At 53.9% G+C, this 24,561-nt stretch carries 13 protein-coding genes; 4 read left to right on the forward strand and 9 right to left on the reverse strand.

Annotated elements, in window-relative coordinates; all coding sequences use genetic code 11:
- Nucleotides 1-227 precede the first annotated feature (227 nt).
- Nucleotides 228-1,604: a solute carrier family 23 protein gene (locus Q4606_RS08380; RefSeq protein ID WP_303593774.1), complete on the reverse strand. Its 1,377-nt coding sequence runs from the start codon at nucleotides 1,602-1,604 to the stop codon at nucleotides 228-230.
- Between the two features lie 95 nt (nucleotides 1,605-1,699).
- Nucleotides 1,700-3,328 carry an acyl-CoA synthetase gene (locus Q4606_RS08385; protein WP_303593775.1) on the reverse strand — a complete coding sequence of 543 codons (1,629 nt, stop codon included), beginning with the start codon at nucleotides 3,326-3,328 and terminating at the stop codon, nucleotides 1,700-1,702.
- 177 nt (nucleotides 3,329-3,505) lie between these two features.
- Between Q4606_RS08385 and Q4606_RS08390 the strand changes: the two genes are divergently transcribed.
- Together Q4606_RS08390 and Q4606_RS08395 are read left to right on the forward strand one after the other, a co-directional pair.
- Nucleotides 3,506-4,984, forward strand: coding sequence for a PAS domain S-box protein (locus Q4606_RS08390; RefSeq protein ID WP_303607240.1), 1,479 nt, complete (start codon nucleotides 3,506-3,508; stop codon nucleotides 4,982-4,984).
- A complete protein-coding gene (locus Q4606_RS08395; RefSeq protein ID WP_303593779.1) occupies nucleotides 4,977-5,630 on the forward strand; it encodes a response regulator transcription factor in 654 nt (217 codons plus the stop codon). Before Q4606_RS08390 ends, Q4606_RS08395 begins: the two co-directional genes overlap by 8 nt.
- A gap of 20 nt (nucleotides 5,631-5,650) precedes the next feature.
- Here Q4606_RS08395 and Q4606_RS08400 read toward each other — a convergent pair whose 3' ends face one another.
- Nucleotides 5,651-7,066: a PLP-dependent aminotransferase family protein gene (locus Q4606_RS08400; RefSeq protein WP_303607241.1), complete on the reverse strand. Its 1,416-nt coding sequence runs from the start codon at nucleotides 7,064-7,066 to the stop codon at nucleotides 5,651-5,653.
- A gap of 191 nt (nucleotides 7,067-7,257) precedes the next feature.
- On the opposite strand from Q4606_RS08400, the gene Q4606_RS08405 reads away from it, so the two are divergent.
- Together Q4606_RS08405 and Q4606_RS08410 are read left to right on the forward strand one after the other, a co-directional pair.
- A complete protein-coding gene (locus tag Q4606_RS08405) occupies nucleotides 7,258-8,064 on the forward strand; it encodes a PhzF family phenazine biosynthesis protein (protein WP_303607242.1) in 807 nt (268 codons plus the stop codon).
- 68 nt (nucleotides 8,065-8,132) lie between these two features.
- On the forward strand, nucleotides 8,133-9,326 hold the full coding sequence (locus tag Q4606_RS08410) for an NAD(P)/FAD-dependent oxidoreductase (protein WP_303607243.1): 1,194 nt from the start codon (nucleotides 8,133-8,135) through the stop codon (nucleotides 9,324-9,326).
- A gap of 40 nt (nucleotides 9,327-9,366) precedes the next feature.
- On the opposite strand, the gene Q4606_RS08415 is transcribed toward Q4606_RS08410, so the two are convergent.
- From Q4606_RS08415 to Q4606_RS08440, 6 genes are all read right to left on the reverse strand, one after another.
- The gene (locus Q4606_RS08415) at nucleotides 9,367-11,115 is read right to left on the reverse strand and encodes an EAL domain-containing response regulator (protein WP_303607244.1); all 1,749 of its coding nucleotides are present in this window, start codon (nucleotides 11,113-11,115) and stop codon (nucleotides 9,367-9,369) included.
- A gap of 15 nt (nucleotides 11,116-11,130) precedes the next feature.
- The gene (locus Q4606_RS08420) at nucleotides 11,131-13,995 is read right to left on the reverse strand and encodes a response regulator (protein ID WP_303607245.1); all 2,865 of its coding nucleotides are present in this window, start codon (nucleotides 13,993-13,995) and stop codon (nucleotides 11,131-11,133) included.
- Between the two features lie 38 nt (nucleotides 13,996-14,033).
- A complete protein-coding gene (locus tag Q4606_RS08425; RefSeq protein WP_303607246.1) occupies nucleotides 14,034-19,547 on the reverse strand; it encodes a VCBS domain-containing protein in 5,514 nt (1,837 codons plus the stop codon).
- 111 nt (nucleotides 19,548-19,658) lie between these two features.
- On the reverse strand, nucleotides 19,659-20,804 hold the full coding sequence (locus Q4606_RS08430; RefSeq protein WP_303607247.1) for an efflux RND transporter periplasmic adaptor subunit: 1,146 nt from the start codon (nucleotides 20,802-20,804) through the stop codon (nucleotides 19,659-19,661).
- A gap of 90 nt (nucleotides 20,805-20,894) precedes the next feature.
- Nucleotides 20,895-23,048 carry a hypothetical protein gene (locus Q4606_RS08435; RefSeq protein ID WP_303607248.1) on the reverse strand — a complete coding sequence of 718 codons (2,154 nt, stop codon included), beginning with the start codon at nucleotides 23,046-23,048 and terminating at the stop codon, nucleotides 20,895-20,897.
- The gene (locus Q4606_RS08440; RefSeq protein ID WP_303607249.1) at nucleotides 23,036-24,289 is read right to left on the reverse strand and encodes an efflux RND transporter periplasmic adaptor subunit; all 1,254 of its coding nucleotides are present in this window, start codon (nucleotides 24,287-24,289) and stop codon (nucleotides 23,036-23,038) included. Before Q4606_RS08440 ends, Q4606_RS08435 begins: the two co-directional genes overlap by 13 nt.
- Between the last annotated feature and the right edge of the window lie 272 nt (nucleotides 24,290-24,561).

Below are 24,561 nucleotides of genomic sequence, written 5' to 3' on the forward strand. Positions count from 1 at the left end.
TTTGTACTTTTATTATGGTTATCGAACGGCGGACAAAAATTCACCAACGGAATCAGTTTAGTCCTGAAAACAAGCTGGAAGGAAGAGAAATCCCGGCGAAACAGACATGTTGTCACAAAATGACATACCGTCAACGGGCATTCACAAACAAAAAAGGGGAGGCTTTTAGCCTCCCCAAAGACACACAGGGTTTGAACTGCTCCCGGCCTGGACCGGAAGCAACCAATTCAGGGGTTGTCGTCTGATACGGAACCAGGGGCTTCAGGGTCTGAGGTAAAGCCAAGCAGCTTGGTCCGTTCAATCAACAGATAAAGAACCACACCGGTGCCAAGACCCCAGCCTGCTCCATACACCGCCAGCACGACGCCCATGGTGCCGGCAATGCCGCGCTCGGTATTGTTTTCCAGCTGTTCGAGGCCAACCATCAGGCAAATATAGCCGGTCAACAGAAGCGTCAGGGACAAGGCAATGGGTAGTACCGGCTGGAAGAAGCTCACCAGCGGCAGGATAAACAGGGCAATAAAGCCGGTAATCCAGAAGGTGCCACCACCGCTATAAATAGAGTCCATAGCGTTGCGGCCGTACTTGTACCGCTCCGCCATGGTTGCCGTAACGGCAGTCCAGATTGGGCCAGCAAGACCGGGGTAAGGAGCAAAAAACGCATGCCCGCCGTTCCGGATAGCTGTCACCAGGTGCACGCGGTCGATACTGTTATCGATATCTTCGTCCTTGCGAAGATGGTCCACACGATTCATCAGGGATTGACCCACTACGATATCCCCAAAGGCAATAATATAAGCGATAACCGCCGTTGGAATGGCGTAAAGGAACACCTCCGGGTTGGGGAAGCCAACTGTAAACGGCAGATAGTTCCACAGCTCATCAAAGGCCGGCTTTGTAATGCCCCACTCAACCGTTGGCACCTCATATTCACCAGTTGCAAACCCCACCAGGATGGCGACAACCATGCCAGGCACCATGCCGTAGTTGGCCACTTTCCGGGCAATGGAATTGCTCTCTACGAAACCTTTAAACGACACGGAGAACATCAGGTACAGGCACACCAGGCCACCAACAATCAGCGATATGGGCGTATTGGCGAGGCGTCCACCCGCCTCAATCTCACCCATTAGCGCAGCGATACCGGCACCAATAATAATGCCACCCTTCATGGAACGGGGTATCAGGTCTACCAGCTTGCTCCCCAAACGGGTAACACCGAGGAAAAGGAAAATAATAAACACCAGGAACTGCAGAGCAAACATTGCCTGAATGGCCTCGGGGCCGGGTTCAAAGTCGCTCAGAAAAAGCAGAACCACCGGAATACCCGGCGTTATCCAGCCAGGAACAAGAGGAACGCCCAACAACGCAGGCAGCATAAACCCAATGCCACAAATGACCGCATACGCAAGCGCTACGTCATAGGGAACGCCCAGGTATTTTTGCAATAAAGGAATCATAGCCAGGCTGACCACGAACATGATCAGGGCTTGCACCATCTCCGCAAATTCCCAGCGGTAATGAACAAAAGGAAGGCGGATTTTAAAAGGACCAGCAGGCCAAAACGGCTGCTCTTCGCCATTCTTACGGTGAAACATTTGCATAACAGGGTCTCCGGGCATACGCATAGCGCGTGCCTGATTATGTTGTTTTTGTAGCGGTATCCGGCAGCACCAGGCTGGTGCTGCCGTTCAGAGCGTCAATCCAGTTGTTTGGCCTCGTCTCTGAGCACAAACTTCTGGATTTTACCCGTGGAGGTTTTAGGCAACTCCGAGAACACAATAGTCTTGGGCACTTTGAAGCGGGCAAGGTGCTCACGACAGAAGTTGATAATGTCTTCTTCGCTTACATCTCCGGCTTCAGGCTTCAAGGTTACAAACGCACAGGGCGTTTCCCCCCACTTCTCATCCGGCCTCGCCACAACGGCAGCTTCCAATATGGAAGGGTGTCGATACAGCGTGTCCTCCACTTCGATGGTCGAAATGTTCTCGCCACCAGAGATAATGATGTCCTTCAGACGATCCTTGATCTCCATATAGCCGTCTTCGTGCCACACAGCCAGGTCTCCGGTATGGAACCATCCGCCGCGGAAAGCCTCATCAGTCGCCTTCGGGTTTTTCAGGTAACCCTTCATCACAGTGTTGCCGCGAAGGAAGATCTCACCAATGGTTTTGCCATCTTTGGGCACAGCTTCCATGGTATTCGGATCCCCGACCATTGTGCCGGCCAGAGTATGGTAGCGAACACCCTGACGGGCTTTAATCTGAGCTCGCTCACCCAGGGGCAATTCTTCCCACTTGGACTTCCAGGCGCAGACAGTAACCGGGCCATAAACTTCGGTCAGGCCATACACGTGAGTTATCTTGATGCCTATTTCTTCTACAGCACCAATTACCTGAGCCGGCGGAGCAGCCCCTGCGATCATGGAGCGCACTTCGTGAGTAATGCCTGCCTTGGATTCAGGTGGCACATTCAACAATGCGTTCAGCACTATAGGTGCGCCGCACATGTGCGTGACCTTGTGTTCCTTGATCAAACTCAGAATCTTTTCCGGATCTACGCGACGCAAGCAAACGTGAGTGCCCGCCATTGCCGTAACAGTCCAGGGGAAGCACCAGCCATTGCAATGGAACATTGGCAGCGTCCACAGGTACACCGGGTGCATACCCATCGACCAAACCGTCTGATTACCCAGCGAGTTGATATAGGCACCACGGTGGTGATAAACCACACCTTTGGGGTTGCCGGTGGTTCCTGAGGTATAGTTCAGTGAAATAGCATCCCATTCATTTTCCGGAAAGCTCCACTGAAACTGCGGGTCGCCCTCTTTCAGAAAGGCTTCGTAGTCCAGGTCACTTACCTGAACACCCTCACCGTATTCCGGATCGTCAACATCGATGACCAGCGGCTTGTCTTCCATACGGCTGACTGCATCACGTACCACCTCGCCAAATTCACGGTCTGCAATCACAACCTTGGCTTCGCCGTGTTCAAGCATAAAAGCAATGGCTTCAGCATCGAGACGCACATTCAGCGTATTCAGTACTGCACCGATCATGGGTACACCGAAATGGCACTCCACCATCGCCGGAATATTGGGCAGCATGGCAGCAACTGTATCGCCTCGGCCAATTCCACGACCTTTCAGGGCTGACGCCAACCGCAGGGAACGCTCATACGTCTCCGACCAGTTGTAACGGATAGCACCATGAATAATGGACGGATAATCGGGATAAACACTGGCAGTGCGTTCAATAAAATCAATGGGAGATTGAACTGCGTAGTTGGCACCGACGGGCGCAAGGTCCTGATCAAAAATCGAGGTCATTGTGTGGTCCTCTGTGTGTAAGACTATTGTTCTTGTGTTGGGTTTAGCAAAATCGCGGGAGTCGCTATACTTTCACGGGCGACAATAGTATTTAATAGATCAATTTCTAGGAATTACACTAACGTATTATAGTAATAACACCATACTCCATCCTAATTGAGCGATTCCTTTCCTACTATGGGTTTTAGTTTGTCAGATGCAGACCCGCAACCCGGCCTGATATTAAGCGCCGATGCCACTCTTTTGCACAGCAATCGGGCTGCAGAGGCTTTGCAGGTTGCAAACCGTTTGTCGTCTCCCGTGGACCTGCTCCCTACAAACACACAAGCGCTGGTAAAAGCCACAATGGCGCAGGTCCGGGCAATTGAGAATGTGGAAGCACGGATCAACAACACCATACTCATGTGGACATTTATCCCCTCCCCCGATTCGGGGGAAGTACTCGCCCGCGGCAGGGATGCCACAGACGATGTCCGGACTCACGATGAAGCCATCCGATCAAACCGCCTTTACCGGCTGATTACCGAAAACACCACCGACCTCATTTCGCGTCATGCTCCAGACGGGCGATTTATCGATGCAACTCCGGCTTCATGGCGCCTGCTCGGTTATTCACCTGAGGAACTCAGAGGCAAGCCGCTGGAGGATATTTTTCACAGCGACAACACCGCTCGCCAACTGATGGAAAGCCATGTATCCCTGAGGGACGATGGCTACGCCACCATGACTCTGGACATAACCCATGTTGATGGCAGCAAACGTTGGTTCGAGATTGCAAGCCGCGCAATACGAGAAACCTATACTGGCGCAGTTGTTGAGGTGGTTAGCGTATCGAGAGACATAACCGCAAGAGTAGAGTCGGAAGAAAGCCGCCGCAAACTTGCAGATGAGCTTGCGCGTACAGCACGGTTAGCCGCTCTTGGTGAACTCGCCTCGAGTATCGCCCATGAAATGAACCAGCCCCTGGCGACCATCGTCAATTTTGCCAGCGCCAGCCAGCGTTACCTAAAAAGCGCTGAGACGAACCCTGAACACTTCGAACGAGTCAGCGATGGCCTGAAAAAAACCATCCATCATGCCAATCGGGCGTCAGAGGTAATCAAGCGGCTGCGCGCTTTTCTTCGCAAGGGCCAGAAGCGCACTGCAACGGTTGCACTGAACCAGACCCTCGCCAATGTCGCCCGGCTTTGTCAGTGGGAAGCTGACAAAAACTATGTGGACATTGTCTGTGCTCCCGACGCTTGTGGGCCATCTATCATTGCAGATCCAGTATTGCTGGAGCAGGTACTGATTAACCTGATCCGTAACGGCATCGAAGCAAACGAGGAGGCCCGCGGCAGACTTATGAGCAACTCAGGCTCTTCCCTGGTGCTTTCAACCTCGGTGAACGAAGCTGGTGAAACGTTGATTGAAGTTACAGATGAAGGCCCGGGCCTTGATGATCAGGGTATCCGCCAGATGTTCCAACCCTTTTATACCAGCAAACCCCATGGCCTGGGGTTGGGGTTATCCATGAGCCGCTCCATCGTCGAAGGCTTTGGCGGGTTTCTGGATGCGAAACCAGCCTCAACCGGCGGCCTCACCCTGACCTGCCGATTCCCACCAACATCCGTAAAACTGAGCACAATAAACTCGGAGACCTCAACCGATGAGTGAAAAAACCGCCCCGGATACACCCACCGTTTACGTTGTCGACGATGACGCCGGCATGCTGGAATCAACCCAGTGGCTTCTGGAATCGGTCGGTCTGCATGTTCAGGCATACGGCGATGGCCGCAAGTTTCTGGATGCCCTGGAAGAACACCAGGGGGGGTGCGTGGTGCTCGATGTAAGAATGCCGGGGCTGGGTGGACTTAACGTGCAGGAAGAACTGCAAAAACGGGGAATCAAGCTTCCGATCATTTTTGTTTCCGGCCATGCGGACGTACCTATTGTAGTGCGCGCATTCAAATCCGGTGCCTTTGATTTCATTGAGAAACCATTCAACGAGCAACTGCTTCTCGACAGCGTCCAGCAGGCACTGGAAGCCCACCAGCAATCCAGTCATCTGCAACTAGGTGACGAGCAGACGGGCGAGCTGATTACCGCACTTACCCGTCGGGAACGGGATGTTTTTCTGCCGATGGCACAAGGTTACACCAGCCGGGAAATTGCCAGCCAGCTGGGTGTCAGCGTAAAGACTATCGACCTGTACAGGGCTCGTGTGATGAAACGCCTGGGGGGGGAGCGGTTGCCCGACGTTACGGGTATTGCAATCACCGCCGGGCTACTTGATCCGTTGCACCTTCGCGCTGAACCCTGAAGAACTTAAGGCACTTCTCTTCAGCAGCTCAGCGACTGCTCCTCATGAGCCAGAGCACCAAGCCGGGCGATGGCCTGGTCAATACACTCGCTCCAGGGATTAGCTCCATTCAGCCTGATGCAGGACTCGAATTTGCCTGAGATCGAAAACATCAGGCCAGGTGCCACATTGATATTTTCCTCCCGGGCACGTTGATAGACCCGTGTTCCCGACACACCCGCAGGCAATTGCACCCAGAGCGCAAAGCCGCCCTTGGGCCGGCTCACCGCGGTACCGACAGGAAACGACCTCGCCACGGCAGCCCTCATGCGCTCCGTGGCCTCCCGGTAATTCTGCCGGGCAGAACGCAGATATCGATCATAACCACCCTGCTCCAGAAAGCGCGCCACGGCCAGTTGCGGAATGGAAGACGTAGCCAGATTGGAAAAGTACTTTTGCTGTCTGGCACTGGCCATATAACGCCCTGGCAGCATCCAGCCAAGCCTCAAGCCCGGGGAAACGGTTTTCGAAAAGGAGTTGCAATAGATAACGTTACCCGTGCGATCAAAGGCCTTCGCAGGCCTCGGCCTTTCACCCGTGTGGTAAAGATCGCCATAAATATCATCCTCAATCAACGGCACTCCGGCGGCGTCCAGCATCGACACCAGCTGTTTCTTGCGCTCATCCGGCATTCGGGCGCCCATAGGGTTGCTGTGATTGGTTACTACGACACATGCCCTTAATGGCCACTGCTCCAGAGCCAACTGCAGGCCTTCGAGGCTGAAACCTTCCGATGGATGAGTCGGTATTTCCATCGCACGCAACCCAACCACCTCCAACGCCTGCAAGATACCCGGGAAGGATGGCGACTCTATCGCAACTATATCCCCAGGTTGAGTAACCGCGCGCAGCCCAAGAATAATCGCTTCCTGCGCGCCGTTGGTAACAAGCACATCATCCGGCGGAACCGCGACCCCCACAGACGCCATGCGTTGCGCAATCTGCCTACGAAACGACTCTTTGCCGGGAAAGGCATAATCAAGTGTTTCAAGGCCACGGCGCGCCGCCCATAGGGTGCATTGCTGAATCTGTCGTAACGGCAGGTAATCAGGATGGGGAATAGCAGTAGCCAGCGGCACCATACGCTTTTGTTCGTCAGCACATAACTCCAGTGTCATCTCCCTGGCCGAGACGGGAACCGGGCGATTTCTGTGCTTGTGCATCACCGGCTCGGGAGCATCAACTGTCGGTAAACGTACAAAATAACCACTGCGCGCCCGGGCCTGGAGATAGCCTCGGCCCTCGAGTGTCTGGTGTGCCTGCAGAACCGTCGAAATGCTCACGCCGAACTGTTTGCTCAGCACTCGCACTCCCGGCAACCTGTCCCCGTCTCTATATACGCCATCGAGAATCAGAGCCTGAAGCCTGTCTGCTACCTGGTGGTATAAGACACCCATGCCGCGCGCTCTCCTGTCACCAAAAATTCACATCAGACCGGAACCACACAGATACCGGAAAAACCCAAAGTACAGTTGATGAATTTATCACACTGTACCGGTTCAAAGTCGGTCAATCTGAATCTGTTATGATCGCTTACACCGGTTGATAATAGCTCCACCCTAAGCATAAGAAACCCGGAGGACAGCGCATGAGTTACCCCATCTATCAGGTAGACGCATTTACCAGCGAAATATTCAAAGGCAATCCGGCCGCCGTCATGCCTCTGGAAGCATGGCTTCCAGACGAAACCTTACAGGCACTCGCCGCCGAGAATAACTTGTCGGAGACGGCATTCTTTGTGCGTAAAAACGGGGCTAACGACGCAGACTTTCACATCCGCTGGTTTACACCAGGTGTTGAGGTGCCTCTCTGCGGCCACGCCACACTCGCCAGCGCCTGGGTTATTTTCAACAAACTTGGCTGGCCCGAAAAAAAGATTCGATTCCACTCAAAAAGTGGACCTCTGGGCGTCCATCGGAGCGCAGACGGCTGGCTAACGCTGGACTTCCCCAACCTTCAGATTGAGGAACAAAAAATACCAACAACCATCAGCGAGGCCTTTGAGAGTGCACCAGAAACAGCCTTCTACGTGCCGAACGACGCCAACTACATGGTTGTTCTGGAAAATGAGGCTGCAGTGAAAGCCGCACAGCCGGACATGCGAAAACTCAAACAACTCGGCAATCAAGGGGTGATTATCACCGCACCCGGTGAGACCGCCGACTTTGTAAGCCGGTACTTTGCACCCGGCTCGGGCATTGATGAGGACCCGGTTACCGGCTCTATCCACAGTGTTCTGGTGCCCTACTGGGCCGAAAAACTCGGCAAAACCAGGCTGGAAGCGCGGCAACTATCTGCCCGTGGCGGCGTATTACGCTGCGAATTAAAAGGCGATCGTGTCGCTATTGCGGGGCAGGCTGCATTCTACATGGAGGGAGCTGTCCATCTGGAATGAACCATACTGCTGCCTCTAGGCTGGTATACTGCGCGCAACATTAACCAACCGGCGGACAGCAACTAGCAATGACGGCAAGTTCCAGTAACCAGTACGATGTGATTATTATCGGCGCCGGCGCCGCTGGCCTTATGTGTGCGGCAACGGCCGGATACCGTGGGCGCAAAGTACTGGTAATTGATCACGCCAACAAGCCGGGCAAGAAAATCCTCATGTCCGGTGGCGGGCGCTGCAACTTTACCAACCTGAATAGCACGCCTGCCAATTTTCTATCAGACAATCCGCGCTTCTGTATCTCCGCCCTCAAACGCTATACCCCACAGAATTTTCTCGACCTTGTTGAACGACACGGCATTGAACACGAAGAAAAAGCCGCCGGCCAGCTGTTCTGCAAAGACAGTGCAAAAGACATAGTTAACATGCTGCTAACGGAATGCGACTGGGCGGGCGCAGAAGTCAGAATGAAGGCAGCTGTCGATAGCATTTCCGAAACCGACGCGGGATACCGTTTGCGCGTCGGCTCCGGCGACCTCACCTGCGGATCTCTGGTAATAGCCACCGGCGGTTTGTCGATCCCCACCATGGGTGCCACCGCGTTTGGTTACCGGACTGCTGAACAGTTCGGCCTGAATACGCTGCCCACCCGTGCAGGCCTGGTGCCCTTTACCCTGCAGCCGGAGCTGAAAGAACAGCTCGCACCTCTTTCAGGCATCAGTTGCCCGGTTGATGTGCAATGTCACAACCAGCATTTCCGGGAACCCATGTTGGTCACTCATCGCGGACTCAGCGGCCCGGCCATGCTCCAGATCTCCAGCTTCTGGGCACCAGGTGACCGACTGGCCATCAACCTGCTGCCAGCTTGCCGTGTTAAGGAAGACCTGCTGAACCTGCGGAAAGCCCGTCCACAGTCCACCATTGCAAACTACCTGATCCAGCACCTGCCAAAACGGTTCGCCCAGGCGTTCAATGAATTGCAGGGTTGGACAGGCCCACTGCAGAGTTACAAGAACAACGATATTGAGCAGGTAGCCGGTGTTCTGGGCCAGTGGTCAATCAAACCCGCTGGCACCGAGGGCTATCGAACGGCGGAAGTAACACTCGGTGGCGTCGACACCCGCCAGCTATCCTCCAAAACTATGTCGGCACTGGAGCGACCTAACCTGTATTTTATTGGCGAAGTAGTCGATGTGACCGGTCACCTTGGCGGCCATAACTTCCAGTGGGCATGGGCCTCAGGTGTGGCGGCAGGAATGGACGTTTGACACTGGGCACTCTGTGCCCACCGAACACGTCTACTTTTGATCAAGCCAGATAATCAATCAGCCCCCTTGTCTCTAACGGCTTACTAAAATAGTAGCCCTGTATAACATCGCATCCATTTTGTTGCAGAAATTCCAGCTGAATTTTCTCTTCCACACCTTCTGCAACCACCCTCTGATTAAGACTGTGGGCAAGAGTAATGATCGCCTGCACGATAGAGCGATCGTCATCCTCAGTCGAAATGCCTAACAAAAACGATCGATCAATCTTGAGCTCACTGATTGGAAAACGTTTGAGGTAGCTAAGAGAAGAGTACCCCGTACCGAAGTCATCAACTGAAAAAGAGACCCCCAATTCAATAACCTCTTCCATCAGATCTACGATCCGGTCAACGTCACCCATCAAAGTGCTTTCGGTAATTTCGAGAATCAGGCTTTCGGGGTTAAGCCCGCTTTGATCCAGTGCCGATACGATCGAAGCTTTGAATCCTTCGTCTTCGAATTGCAAGGCGGCAACATTGACCGAAACCGTCAGGTCGTCATAGCCGAGTCCGTGCAGATGGCTCATTTGGGAACAGGCCTCCTTCAAAACCCAGTTCCCAATCGAAACGATCAAGCCCGTGCTTTCAGCTACTGATATAAATTCAAATGGAGCTACCCTGCCTCTTTGCGGGTGGTTCCAACGAATCAGGCTCTCGACTCCAACGGTTCTTCCCGTCGAACCATCGACTTTGGGTTGATATACGAGTTCGAATTCATTGTTCTTGAGCGCATTCTTGAGTTCAGCCTCCATATTGATGACCGTCAGTGCTTGGGCATTCATTTCTCCAGAATAAAAGAGATATTTTCCGGCGCCCTGCACTTTGGCATGCTCTCTCGCCGCACTGGCGTACTTAACCAGGGACTCGACGTCCTCGCCGTCGTCCGGGTAGACTGACATCCCAACCCCTGCACTCAAGTAATATTCTCGACCTTTGAATTCGAGCGGCTTCTCAACTTCTTCAATAATCCGCTTACAAATCATCGAAGTCCTATCCAGCTGCGACACACCAGACAGGACAACGGAGAATTCCTCGCCCGAAATCCTCGCCACATTTTCCTGGCTTCCTCGCCCCTGACCATGACTTATGAGGTCACTGGTACGGATTACCTTTTGCAGCCGCAGAGCCACATCTTGCAACATAGAGTCGCCAGCAGACATGCCCAGTGTCTCGTAGATCTTCCTGAAGCGGTCTAAACCTATATCCAGCAAAACCAATTGGGTGCCCGTTCGTTTGGCGTTTTCCATCGACCAGAACAAACGGTCAAGGAACAGATTGCGGTTTGGCAAGCCAGTAAGGCTGTCATAATAAGCAAGCTGATCCCGATAGGCTTTTGCAGATAAGGTATTGCGCACCCTCAGCCCCAGTTCGCTGGGATCAACAGGCTTGGAAAGAAAGTCAGTTGCGCCGAGCTCAAGAGCCTTGAGCTTGCTTGCTGCGTCTTCTGCACTGGTAAGAATAATGACCGGCAGGTGAGAGAACTTTTTGTGGTTTCGTACCTGCTCAAGAACCTGAAACCCATCTAACTCCGGCATATCGAGATCCAGCAGCATGATATCCGGGTTCGATGCCTCCATTTTCGACATCGCATCGGTGGAATTTTCAACCGCCACGAAGTGTTGGTATCCGGACTCTTCCAGGAGCGCCTGCACGATATCTAGCATGACGGGTTCGTCGTCTACCAACATGATCGTAGATTCCATTACCTCACCCAATCTCTGTTTTGCAAAGTTAAACTTCTCATCTGCCATGAAGCTCAAATCGAATTATTCTTTGTCGATGTCAATGCGGGAACTCAAGGTTTTAATGACCCCGATCGTATACCTAATGTCGTCTAATTCCTCTTCCTGGCAATGATTGGCCAGATCTTTCGCAGGTTCAGTGAATGCATCGAACCCTACTGACCCACCCGAGGCTTTAAGCCATTGCGCGAACTTATGGATGTGCTCACAGTCTTCTCTTTCCAACTCGGCATCGATTTGACCAAGCCAGTCGTCAAGTTGCTCAAGAAATCGCTCAATGATCGGACGAAGACGCGGACTGGTCACCGGTAGTCGACACAATACCTTATCCGGAATGGCATAGTCTTTCTGTATGCTCTGTACTTTCGCTGATTGCCTTTGCCTGGTTTCGGTCCCGGGAGCCACCTCCATCTGACCTACAAACGCACCAATCTGTTCAATGGTTGACTCAAGCTTTTCATCATTGCGATCGATCGCGTACTGCTCCAAGTCGCTTCCTGCCCGCATCAGTTGTTGAAACCCTACCGAGCCCGATGAGCCTTTCAACCAATGCCCGAGCTTCTTCAGGCGATCATAATCCCTGTCTCGCCATGCACTACCTATCACCTCAACCTGTCCATGCATGCGCTCAATGAACTTTTCGACAATACGACGGAACTGCTCTTTATGAACCGGCAGCGAAGAGTGAATCTTTTCTTCTTGTGCAGCATCTGCTACCCAGCCCACATTGTCCTGCAGCTTGTCGTCAATCATTTGCCCAGCATCTACCCGGCTACCAGTCAGGTAGTTGCCAAGCCGCTCCATTAACAGATCTATATCGACAGGCTTACTCAGATAGTCACTGTATCCGGCGGACAGGCACTGCTGCTGGACCCCACTCATGGCATCAGCCGTCAATGCAATCACAGGAAGGTGAGGATAACGTTCTCTCATAATCCCGGCCGCCGTTAAACCATCCATGACAGGCATCTGCACATCCATCAAGACCACGTCGACGGTTTGCTGCGCCAGAAAGTCCAGGGCCTGCTGACCATTCTCCGCGGTAAAGACTTGAACGCCCGCATCCGACATAACGACCTTGAGAAGATCACGGTTCTCTTCGCCATCATCAACGACCAGCGCAGTCGCTTCTGTAAACTTCCAACGCACAGCCGCGTCAGTTTGTTCGGCCCAATCCATCGACATAATCTCTTCCACCGACAGCAGTCCAACACTGCCGATGTTCCCGGCAGGAACCGTGACCTGGAAATCCGAGCCTTCTCCCTCTTTACTGACGACCCGTATATCACCCCCCATTGCTTCAGCGAAACTCTTACTGATGGTTAGCCCCAGGCCTGTTCCGCCAAACCTGCGCGTGATAGAGCTGTCTGCCTGAGTGAAAGGATTGAACACCGCGAGGGCCTGCTGTTCGGTCATGCCGATCCCTGAATCACGAACCGAAATGTGCACCATGGGACCAGTTACTGCAGACTCAAATCGCGAAGTAACAACAATACCGCCGCGATCTGTGAATTTAATAGCGTTGCCGACCAGGTTGGTGATGATCTGACGAAGTTTGGCGGCATCGGTTTCGATAGTTGCCGGTAACGGGCCATCTGCCTGGTATTCAAGAGAAATCTGTTTCTCATCCGCCTTAACCCGCATAATCTGGATCACTTCCTGAATGATCGTATGTACAGGCGTATGAACTTTTTCGATTTCAATGCGACCGGCTTCGACCTTGGAAAGGTCCAGGATATCGTTGATCAGTCCCAACAGGTGGTTTCCACTGGAGGATATGGTGTTCAGGTAACGAATACTGTCCTTGCTGTTACGATCGTACCCTCGTTTCAGAACCTCAGCGAAGCCGAGTATGGCGTTCATGGGCGTGCGGATCTCATGGCTCATGTTCGCCAAAAACTCACTCTTGAATCGATTCGCCTGTTCAGCTTCATCCCGGGATAGCCGCAGCTCGATTTCCTTTTTCTCAAGCTCGGTAATGTCATCAAAACTGATCAGCGCACCTGCCGGTTTGCCGCTACCAGTCAGCACGGGTGAGCAGTTCAACATAAATGTTCGTGTCTCGTTTTCTCCAATGGCCAGCCGGACGACCTCTGCCGTCCGAACGACGGCATCGTCCAGTGTCCTGGTCCAGGGCGCTTGCTCTTTATCAAGCTTTTCATTTTCCTGATTCAGCCAACCGAACCGCGAAACCTGTAAGCCGATGAGTTTATCCGGGTTGACCGATGGAATGTTGGAGAACGCTTGGTTGGCGAGCACAATATTCTGCTTGGCATCAATCACCAGCAAACCTTCCGCCATAGTGTCCAGTGCAGATCGCACCCGGTCAGGGATGGCCTGTGACGGGTCCAGTTGCTTGAGCATTTTGCCCATGTAGAGATAGTACAGAATAAACCCTGCAATAGAGAGAAACGCCATCAGCATCACGACCGGATGATAGATCCATCCGTACCACTGGTTTGGTAACAGTGGTTCAAATGAAAGCTCGACCTGCCCCCACTGTTGCTGCCCTTCGTATATGGGCACGACAATCTGTCCGTCCCGCGAGGTATTTTCGCCGCTGTCTTGCCACAGACGTTGATGCTCGCCAATCACAGTCATAAGGCGTCCATCGGCATGCCGAACGGCTGCTGAAAGCAGATCCTCGTTCCGGTCAACGAGCACCTGAAGTATCGTGTCCATGCGCCGGATATCCGAGGTGGTTATAAAAATAGAACTATTAACCGCGACAGATTCCGCAAACAGAGCGCGGCCATCGCGGATAGCGGCATTCCGGTCAGGAACCAACCCCAACAATGCTGCGAATAAAACAAGGCTCACCAGCATGCTGGAAAGCCCCAGTGAGATCCGGAAGCGGGTGCTGACTTTTTTAAATATGTTTAGAGCCATAATGCTTGGTTTAACCAACTTTAGGGTCGCAGCGCGAGCTAACCGGGTTCATTCTGGTCCGAACCCGAGCTTTTGCTCTGGTTCGCTTCCGTTACCATAGACTCAAGGGACTCTCGATCTTCTTCAGCCGCTGGTGCACTGAGAGTTGCCAATACCGGTAAGGGGTCGATAAGACGCCAGGCGGGCAAAGAGGACAGAACACTGCTCATAATAATGCCGCTCCTAGCCAGCCAAATCACATAACCCACGGATAAACCGGCAGACACCGAAACGCTCGCGCCAATAAGTTTTTCGACTTGGCTTTGTTCTTCCACCAGCTCTTGACGCATGTCGTCCAATTGCCGGATAAAATTATCCCGATCGAGCAACTCGAACGGCTCATTCAACTGGGTGATCTGACTTCGGAGAAACTGAACCACTTTTTCACTTTCGCTGACAGATGCTGCCGATTGCTCGTTGTTTGACGCGACGTTGGCCATCGATACTTCGAATGCCCCCTGCGTCTGATCCAGTTCATCAAATGGCGAGACGAATTCGCTGGTTTCGTCACGACTGGCTTCCAGTGGTCCAAACGAGCCGCCGCCAGTGACTACCGTGCCTTCACTTGACTCCGCAGATTGCTCTTCTGGTGATTCCTCTGGTGTCTCTTCCTGAATCTCCTCCTGTGATTCAGAAACCGGATCACCGGCATCTTCTCCAGGAGAATCATTTATGTCCCCAATAAGGTCATCAGATACCTCAGGTGGCACATCAACAAATACCTTCAGTGTCCCTAACAGCGGACCACTGCCATCTTCGTTCCCGTCGTCGATGTTAATAGCAACTGTCGAATCCAGGTCATTATCGGGCCGCGGAATGAAGGTGAGGTTAGCCAGTGCAGTATTCACATCTGCGACGGTGCCAGTGATCGACCAGACACCCGTGGTTTGGTTATAGACAGCACCGTTATTGTCACTCAGCTGACCCACATCAGGGTTCAGCAGCGTCAAGGTGGCTGTGACGGTCTCTGCCCCGTCAACATCAGAAATGACAATGTCGTTGAGAGGTACCATGCCTGAACCACCACTGTAAGAAGTGCTCTCCTGCAGGCCAGATACCGTTGGTGCATCGTTGGTGCCGGTGATGGTGATGGTAACCGTCTCATTAGCCGTTGCGCCCTGGCTGTCCTCAGCACGCAGGGTGTACGTCAATTCCAAGGTCTCACCGGCAGCCAGGTAGTCAAAGGCTTCTGACGCCGAATCGAAGCTCCAGCTCAGCGTCGCGCTGTTGCTGGCACCGCCCACTGTTGCGGTCGGACTCACCGTCAGCATCGCTTCCAGGTCCGCGTCACTTGGGGCCGCCGGATCCGTCCGGTCAGAGGTGCCACCCACAACCAGACCGTTGACGCTGGCCGTTACTGAGTCGCTGGTATCTAGGTCAGAAACCGTGAAATCACCATTGCTAGCCAGGCCCGAATCGGTTTCATTCAGGGCCACACTGTCCGGACCGCCAATGATCACAGGTGCGTCATTGCTGCCAGTGATGGTGATCGTCAGCGAAGCTGTATCGGTATTACCGTCCTGATCGCTCATCGTGTAGCTGAAAGTGTCCGTCAGTGTCTCACCAGCGGCCAGCGCCTGAACGGCCACCGAGGTGTTATCCAGGTTATAGGTGTAGCCACCATCCGGATCAATCGTCACCGAGCCGTAGCTACCCGCTACCGTCGTGCCCACATCGCCGACGTTGCCGTCCACTTCGGAAACCACCAGCTGGCTGACCGGACCGTCTGGATCGCTGTCAACACCATCGCCATCGTCATCCGTAATAACATTGCCACTGGCGTTTGCGGGGCCATCTTCGGTCACCGAACCGGCGTTGTCCGTTGCAGTCAGGACCGGGGTCGTCACCTTCCACAGGAAGGTATCTGTCCGCGTAGCATTGCCTGCACCACTGCCATCGTCCGCGGTGATCGTTACATTAAAAGGGCCGCTCTGCGACGCCGAACCGTCGATCGTGCCACTGATCACACCGGTATTGCTATCGATCGACAGGCCCGTCGGCAGGTTGCTGGCGCTGAAGGTCAGCGCGTCACTGGTATCAACATCGGAGAAATTACCCGACATGTCCAGTGGCGTGATTGTCTCGCCATCTTCACTCGTTTGATCCGGCTGCGCGGTGCCCAGCACCGGCTGGTCGTTGGTGCCACTGATGGTGATGGTTAGCGTGGCCGTGTCGGTGCCACCCTGACCGTCACTCACTGTGTAGCTGAAAGTGTCCGTCAGCGCCTCGCCAGCGGCCAGCGCCTGAACGGCCGCAGCGGTGTTATCCAGGTTGTAGGTATAGTTGCCGTCCGAGCCAATCGTCACCGTGCCATAGCTACCCGCTACCGCGGTGCCCACATCGCCGGCGCTACCGTCCACTTCGGAAACCACCAGCTGGCTGACCGGGTCGTCAGGATCGCTGTCAATACCATCGCCATCGTCATCCGTAATAACATTGCCACTGGCGCTTGAGGGGCCGTCCTCGGTCACCGAACCGGTGTTGTCCGTCGCCGTCGGGCCCGGGTTGGTCACGGTCCACAGGAAGGTGTCCGTCCGCGTGGCGCTGCCATCGTCCGCGGTGATCGTCACATTAAAAGGGCCGCTCTGCGACGCCGAACCGTCGATCGTGCCACTGATCACACCGGTATTGGTATCGATCGACAGGCCCGTCGGCAGGTTGCTGGCGCTGAAGGTCAGCACGTCGCTGGTATCAACATCGGAGAAATTAACCGACACATCCAGTGGCGTGATTGTCTCGCCATCCGTACTCGTTTGATCCGGCTGTGCGGTGCCAAGGACCGGCTGGTCATTGCTGCCATTGATGGTAATTGTCAGTGTGGCGGTATCAGTCCCACCCTGGCCGTCGCTGACGGTGTAAGTGTAGACCTCGGTCAGGCTCTGGCCCACACCGAGTGCCTGCACGGCCGGATTGCTGTTGTCGATAGCGTAGGTGTAGGAGCCATCTGCATCATTCAGGGTCAGGGTGCCGTACTGGTCAGCGCCGCTGGTGTCGATAGCGCTGACGCTCAGGGTGTCACCATCGATATCGCTGTCCACACCTGCACCGTCATCGTCAGTCAGCATATTGCCGCTGACACTCACCGCATCTTCGGTAATCTGGTTGCCGTTCGCGGTCGCAACAGGCACATCGTTGGTGCCGGTGATAGTGATCGTCAGCGTGGCCGTGTCACTGCCACCGAGACCGTCACTGGCGGTGTAGGTGTAGACCTCGGTCAGGCTCTGGCCCACACCGAGTGCCTGCACGGCCGGATTGCTGTTGTCGATAGCGTAGGTGTAGGAGCCATCTGCGTCATTCAGGGTCAGGGTGCCGTATTGATCAGCACCGGTGGCATCGATGGCGCTGACGCTCAGGGTGTCGTCATCGATATCAGTGTCCACACCTGCGCCGTCATCGTCAGCCAGCATGTTACCGCTGACACTGGCCTCACCCTCGGCAATCGCGTTGCTGTTCGCGGTCGCGACCGGCACACTATTGGTCCCTCGGATGGTGATCGTCAGCGTGGCCGTGTCGCTCCCGCCCTGACCGTCACTGACGGTGTATTCGTAGGTCTCCGTCAAGGTTTGACCAAAGCCCAGTGCCTGCAAAAGAAAGAGTACCGTGGCGTTGCCGGTATCGAGAGCATAGGTGTAGGAGCCATCTGCGTCATTCAGGGTCAGGGTGCCGTATTGATCCCCGCCGGCGGCGTCGATAGCGCTGACACTCAGGGTGTCACCATCGATATCGCTGTCCACACCCGCACCATTATCGTCAGTCAGCATGTTACCGCTGACACTGGTCGCACCCCCAGCAAGCAGATTGCTGTTCGCGGTCGCGACCGGGGCATCGTTGGTGCCATTGATTGTGATTGTCAGCGCGGCTGTACTGGTATCACTGCCCTGGTCGCTCAGCGTATAGCTGAAAATCTCCGTCAGCGTCTCGCCGACGGCCAGAGCCTGGACGTCCTCGGAGGTATTATCCAGGGTGTAGGTATAGCTGCCGTCCGAGCCAATCGTCACCGAGCCGTAGCTGCCCGCCACCACCGAGGCCACGTTACCGGCGCTACCGTTCACTTCGGAAACCACCAGTTGGCTGACCGGGCCGTCAGAATCGCTGTCAACGCCGGCGCCATCGTCATCCGCAATGACGTTGCCACTGGCGCTGGCCGGCCCGTCCTCAGTCACCTCTCCCGCATTATCTGTGGCTGTCAACGAATTATCGTAGATGACCTCCAGGCGCGGCGAATTACCAGACTCGCTGCTGTAATACTGGACTTGTTCACTCCCGCTTTCAGAAGTACCCAGCATTACGCCATAATTGCCTGCTGTCCCATCAACCCAGTCTTGTACAAACGATGTAATGTCCCACTCGTGGTCACCGGTTTGTCCGGCCCAAGCGTTAACACTCGGCGGCGTCGAATCACTTTCGTAGTCTGGCCGGGTGTCGTAAGTAACCGTATTTCCCTCCCACGCCTCGGTTACCTGAAATGCTTTGACCGTCAATGAGCCCGTAACATCGACCACAGTATAGTAAAGCGTCGCTGAAGTGATCGTGGATCCCGCAGGAATGGTGCTGAGATCAAACTGGACAAAAATTGTCTGATCACCAGGTTCGTCACCGGATTTATCGACGACCAGATACTGCGAAGCGCCATAGTTTGTCGTATCGGAACCTTTATTGACGTAGGTATCCTGCGAGGGATTCAGAGTCTCCGTTGCCAGAGCACCCGCCCACAGGTCCTGCAGATCGGCATCAGCAATAATGCTGGTGTCTATGTCACCACTGGCGAACTCCAGGTCCCAGTCCCCGCCCAGTGACGCATGCCCGGTCAAGTCGTCACTGGCCGCAATATCGGCGCCGGTCAACCGGGCCAGGTCATTCAGCAGCCGCTCACCGGCCGGGTCGGAGGCCAGGTTGCAGCCATAGATCAGAATATCGGCATTCTGGCTCAACGACTGATCCCAATTTGAGAAATCATTACTGAACTTATCCAACGAAGAAATACCAACCCAGTCGCGTCCCAACTGGAAGCCGGTGTCATCACCATGACTCAAGAGATGGATGGCATCAACATCCTGGTATTCCGCCAGAATGCTGCTGATTTGAGCGGTTCCACCTGTATCCGCCTCGAGCACAAAGACCTTGGTTTCAACGCCAGGCCTGTCGCCTATACCCTGCAGTAGTTGCTGGTAGTCCGGGGCATTTGCATCGATGAATACCAGTTCCAGCCGGTCAGAAAGTTCTCCCGGGGACAACAGCGAAGCGCCAAGTTCATCGAGCGAGGGGGCGTCATCTGGGGAGGCCGCAAGCGCCTGTTCATCGCCTGCCAGGTCTTCAAACAGCTCAACGCTGTCTTGCATGGTTAAAGGAGCGCTGTGTTCGTCTGAGGAGGGGGACGTAGGCAACAGGCCCGACAAGGCATCCGCCGAGAGCAGAATTTTGGGCTCCATGGGTTCAAAAAACAGCTTAGAACCACCGGAATTTTCCGCTGGACGATCGCCTCTAGCTGCCCACTGCACGAATCTGCGAATCATGACATCCCCGCGCTATCACGGTAAGACCAGTATGGCCGAGTATCTTTTGTAGCACCGAAATACTCGATTACGTTCAAAATGTCGCCTGATCCCTCGGCGCCCTTGTTTCGGTCAAACGCCTTTCGTTATGGAAACTTTGAACCCCTGGTCTTCAAGGGTTTTTCTCCGCACTTCCGCATCTTCAAGTGAATTGAAAAGGCCCAGCAAAATCATTCCGCTGTGTGGTCCCTGATCCATAGTGAGCGGATCAGTGACACCTGCAGCCCGAAGGCGGCTGGTCAATTCACTGGTTTTCTGGTGCGAGTCAGCCTGCTTCGTGGTTAACAGGTAATAAATGGTTTGCGGATCGCCTTGTTCGACACCCTGCCGTTGCTCTGATTCCTGCCCAGGTTCCGTGTCTGACGCCATGTTCTGCAAAAATTTGACCGTGCATTTCAACCCGGCCGGAATCCGGTAATGCGGGTTTTGCAGCTCTAACCGAACGCCAAATGTATTACTGGCCGTGTCGCCGATTCGATCTATGATGGACACCATTGCGTGCAGCTGCTCATTGACCAGTGTTTCGGGCACTACCTTCGCCAGCATATTCAGCTCGATGTCACGGAAGTACTCCATGGGTACAATGGCCTCAACCACCAGGGGATTCAGCTGCGCCATGCGAAGAATTGCATCTTCCTCCACATGCTCGCCAGACTGTTTCAACGTATCAATGACAAAACCGTCAAAAGGCGCCCTGATGGTTTTCTGCCCGAGCTGCTCCCTGGCGCGCTGCAATTCCAGCTCGCGCACCCTCGCTAGCTCCCGTGCCTGCACCAACCGCTGCTGAGAAAGACTAAATTCCCGCTCGACCTCATCAACATCTTCAACCGCGATCACCTGTTTCTGCGAAAGCGACCGGGACCGCTTTATCCGGCTGGTATCAAAAGCCAAATTGATTTTGCTCAGCTCAATCTCGGAGAGGATGTCTGCCCGATACTGCGCCAGCTCGAAATTGGCACGCTCTACATCTGCATTCATCTGCGCAACAGCCTGCCCCTTTCGAACCTGCTCGCTGCGTTGAACCAGCACTTGTTCAACCACTCCAGAAACGGGACTTGAAACATCGGCAACCTGACTCGGATTAATGACACAATCGACTGCGGGGACTGGACTGTGGACAGCGTTATCCGCGTAAACCGCGCTGGGTTGCAGCAGGCAAATAATGGCAAAGAGAGCTGAGTTTGTGTTCCAAGAATGGGGCTTTAAACTACTAGCCATGTTGGAAGTTCCGGTTTCGCAAAGGGTCGAAGGAATGAGTCTAGATGAAGGGACTTCTCTCAGCTATAGACATGCAACAAAACGCTACATTTAGACTGGCTCATGTAACCAAAGGTGCTGCAGATAACGGACCAACTGACGACCCAGGGATTCTTCGCCATGAACAAAACGCGCGTGTACTCGCTGTCCTGGAAATATACCCTGTTGTCGCTGGGGCAATTCCAGTTCAACCTGATAGACACTGGTTAACGCCTGCAGGCCTGATTCATCTCTCGCGTCGACTGCCGTCGCACCGCCGGCGCTACTGCCCAAGTACTTGCTGGGAAGACGATTGCTCAGCAGGGGTATCTCCCGGGACATGCTAGCGGGCAGTACATCTCGCGGCTGTCCTATCAGACGAATACTGATGTCCTGACTATCCCGCCTGATCTGTTCAATTTTCGTTTGAGGAATCACAAGTCGGGCAGTCAAGCGATCACGATCCAGACTGTATCCCACCAAGTCTCCGCGCTTGATGAAGCGTCCCGGCAAATCCTGTGATTTTGGTAGTACCAACAGGCCTGCCTGATGACTGACAATGGAGAGACCGGAAATCTGATCGTCAATATCTCTTAGCTCTTCTTCCAGACTGACAATCCGTTTTTTTAGAATCTCTGACTGCGACCGATCCCGGGAGAGAGCTCCGTTTAGCTTGCCACGCAATTCGTCAATCTGAGACTGAACCACCACGCGCCGGGATTCCAACTCTATATTGGACAACGTGAGGATTTCATCACCGGCTTGAACGGCACTTCCATCTTCCCGGTGCATCTTTTGCACGATGCCCGAACTTGCAGCCCGGATCGCGGCATCTTCCGGTATATTAACGAGCCCTTGCGCATAAGTGGAATCTGGCACAGGTACGGACATCACTATGCCAACGATCGCTACCAGAACCATGCTGACCAGGGCAAAGCGTAATTGACGGCCCGCTCGCTGCGCCGCTTTATACAACCCAACCGTATTTTTGATTGCCGGGTAAACGATTTGCGAGAGAACCGCCCAAAGCGCCAGCGCCATACCCAGTACAAAAAACTTGCCAGATACCCAGAGCGCGATGAATAGTGAAATAAAAACCCGGTAGACCGCGGACGCGATTCCGTAAACGAATAGCCACTTTGCCTCACCGACTGCTGTGACCGGCGACCTGACATCAGGGATACCGACCACAAAACGCTTAAACAAGTAACCCACATACTGCTGACTGCGGCTCGCAAGGTTCGGTATCTGAATCCACTCACTGAAGACGTAATAACCATCAAAGCGCAACAGCGGATTGGCATTGAATAACAGGGTCGAAACGCCACCGATGATCATGATGCCGAACGCAATATCACGGCCAATGCCGGCAGCACCATGCAACCACCAGATAAGCGCAACCGAGGCAAGAAAGGTCTCCACCAAAATGCCCGCAGCACTGACAAGTATTCGCTTCCGCCGACTGGCGAAGCGGTTAGACGCGGAGCTATCTACATAGGGGACAGGAAAAAACACCAGCAACATGATGCCCATGTCATGGACGACTCCACCCCAGCGCTTGGTGGCCAGTGCATGCGCCAATTCGTGCAGCGCTTTCACAACTGGATAGAGCAGCCAGAAATAGAGGAGATAAACCGGATCATTGAAACGCGCTGCGCCATAGTCAACCAGCTCCCCCCAATGCATCCAGCTTGTCACCAGCGCGTACAGCACAACAAACAGCCATAGCCATATGAACACGCGACTCCGAATCCAGCCGAGGTAAGGCATCACTCTGGAAAGAAAGCGATCAGGGTCGATCAGGCGAACACGAATGGCAAAAGGCCGGGAGAGCCCCTTTATAAACTGTCCGACTTTTCCGATGACGTTCTTTTGTGCCAAACCGGCAGTCCTGTCGTCATCCTGTAACAAATGAGAGGACTTGAGATTGGCTATCAGCAGAATGATATCGCTTTGGCTCAATGCCGGTGACTGTAATTTTTGCAGGTTGTTATAGATCTCTTCTACGGTAGATTGGCCGTCGAGTCTGCGAATAAAAGCGTCTGCGTCAGAGCTGCTTCGAAAGTATCGCTCCGAGTTCTGATCAGCCAGTATGAGCCAGGGTTGCCCCCGATATTCATGGCAATAGCTGACGACGCCATCATGCAGTTGCAGGCGCAGGCTTGCCACCTTGTCCCAGGTTTCACCGATAGAGTAGCTGACCCGGTTTTGCTCTAAGGAAGCCATTTCCACAGCCAAAGCACCACTGCATTATACAGTTCGTGAAAGTAGATCCAGGCAAGCGACCGCTCGCCAACTTCAATTTTGGCCACTCCCTGCATACCCGGGCGCAACGCCGGATACTGCTGGTCCAGAATGGCCTCCACTCGGTAGACAATCGAGTTCGCTCTGTCCTCGAATACGGGCGACACTTTGCTAACCGCAAAGCCGAGTTCCTTCCCAGGTAACGCCTGAAGATTGACGTGACCAACCGCCCCCGACCTTACCTCGGCAATGTTTTGCTCTTCCACATATATAACCAATCGATAGGAATCCAGTGGCGCCACTTCGAACAACACATCGCCGAGCTCGACCGGCGCGCCCAGTGACCGACTCAAATCACCGGCAATAATATAGCCATCCATGGAGGCGCGGATTGCAGACCTTTCCAGTTTGCGCTCGACCAGGTTCAATTCGGCGTTTACCTGGCTGATCTGAGATTTGTATATATAGGCCTGGGCCATATCGCGCTGCCCCAAAGCCTGTCGGTATTGTCGATTGTATTCATCTTTTTTGGATTCAAACTGCAGGCGAGACAACTGGAGTTCATGGTCATCCATTTTCGCCAGAATTTCGCCAGCAGCCACCGTCTCTCCTGCTCTTTTGGGTGCCGAGTTTACGTACCCATCAAACGGCGCAACCACTGCACGCTGCACACTTCCCTCAAGGGTTGCCTGTGCACTGATCCGATAATCCCCTTTAAGAAATGACACCGCCAATATTGCAAGCAGAGCGCACATCAACGCGATTGTTGCTGGTGCAACCAGGCGGCGCTTCCGTTTGCCCTCCCCTCTCGTATCACCCATCAGTAACTGATCGGAGGTGTCTGCGTCTTCAGGCTCATGCCGGAGTAGCAACTCGAGCCACTTTTCTCCCCACTTTAATAGCTGGAGGACCACCCGCTGCTGCTCGGGCTTTATTCTGACCTGGACAGCAACAGCAACACTTCTCCCTGCAGCTACTCTCAGAGGCGTCGCGAGAATGTGATCAAGTCCGTTCGAATCCAGCTTTTTTACGATCAAACGATTTTGCAAACTGGCCTGGCGGGCTAGCCTCACGAGCTCTTCCGGCGCTGCCTCCTCACTCGGCCACTGCACTGACTGGGGAATTTCCTGCTCGACATCAACAAGCAGCACCGCCCGCTTCGCGCCCCGCATCATTTTGCAGGTCAGATCAAGCCAGGCGGACAGAATTTCCTTCTCAAGCATGCTTTACCGCAACTCTTGGTGTATCGAGGCACTTCATTTTCGGGTTCTTTTCCACTTTTGACAGTACGCAGAGCCTGACAGCATTTCGTCTTCTCATTTAATCTCGACGTTTTAAATGGTCCGACAAATCCTGATCCAGAACGGCAACTCTACGTTGCATCGTGAGATTAAGAAACAAATCACTGACGTGGCACATTTTGGCAGTGTACTACTGTTACCGCCACAGAAACTCACTTTCACTCCGGACACAGCATGCTGCTAATAGCAATACC

Source organism: Marinobacter sp. 1_MG-2023, assembly GCF_030549045.1.
Classification (GTDB): Bacteria; Pseudomonadota; Gammaproteobacteria; order Pseudomonadales; family Oleiphilaceae; genus Marinobacter.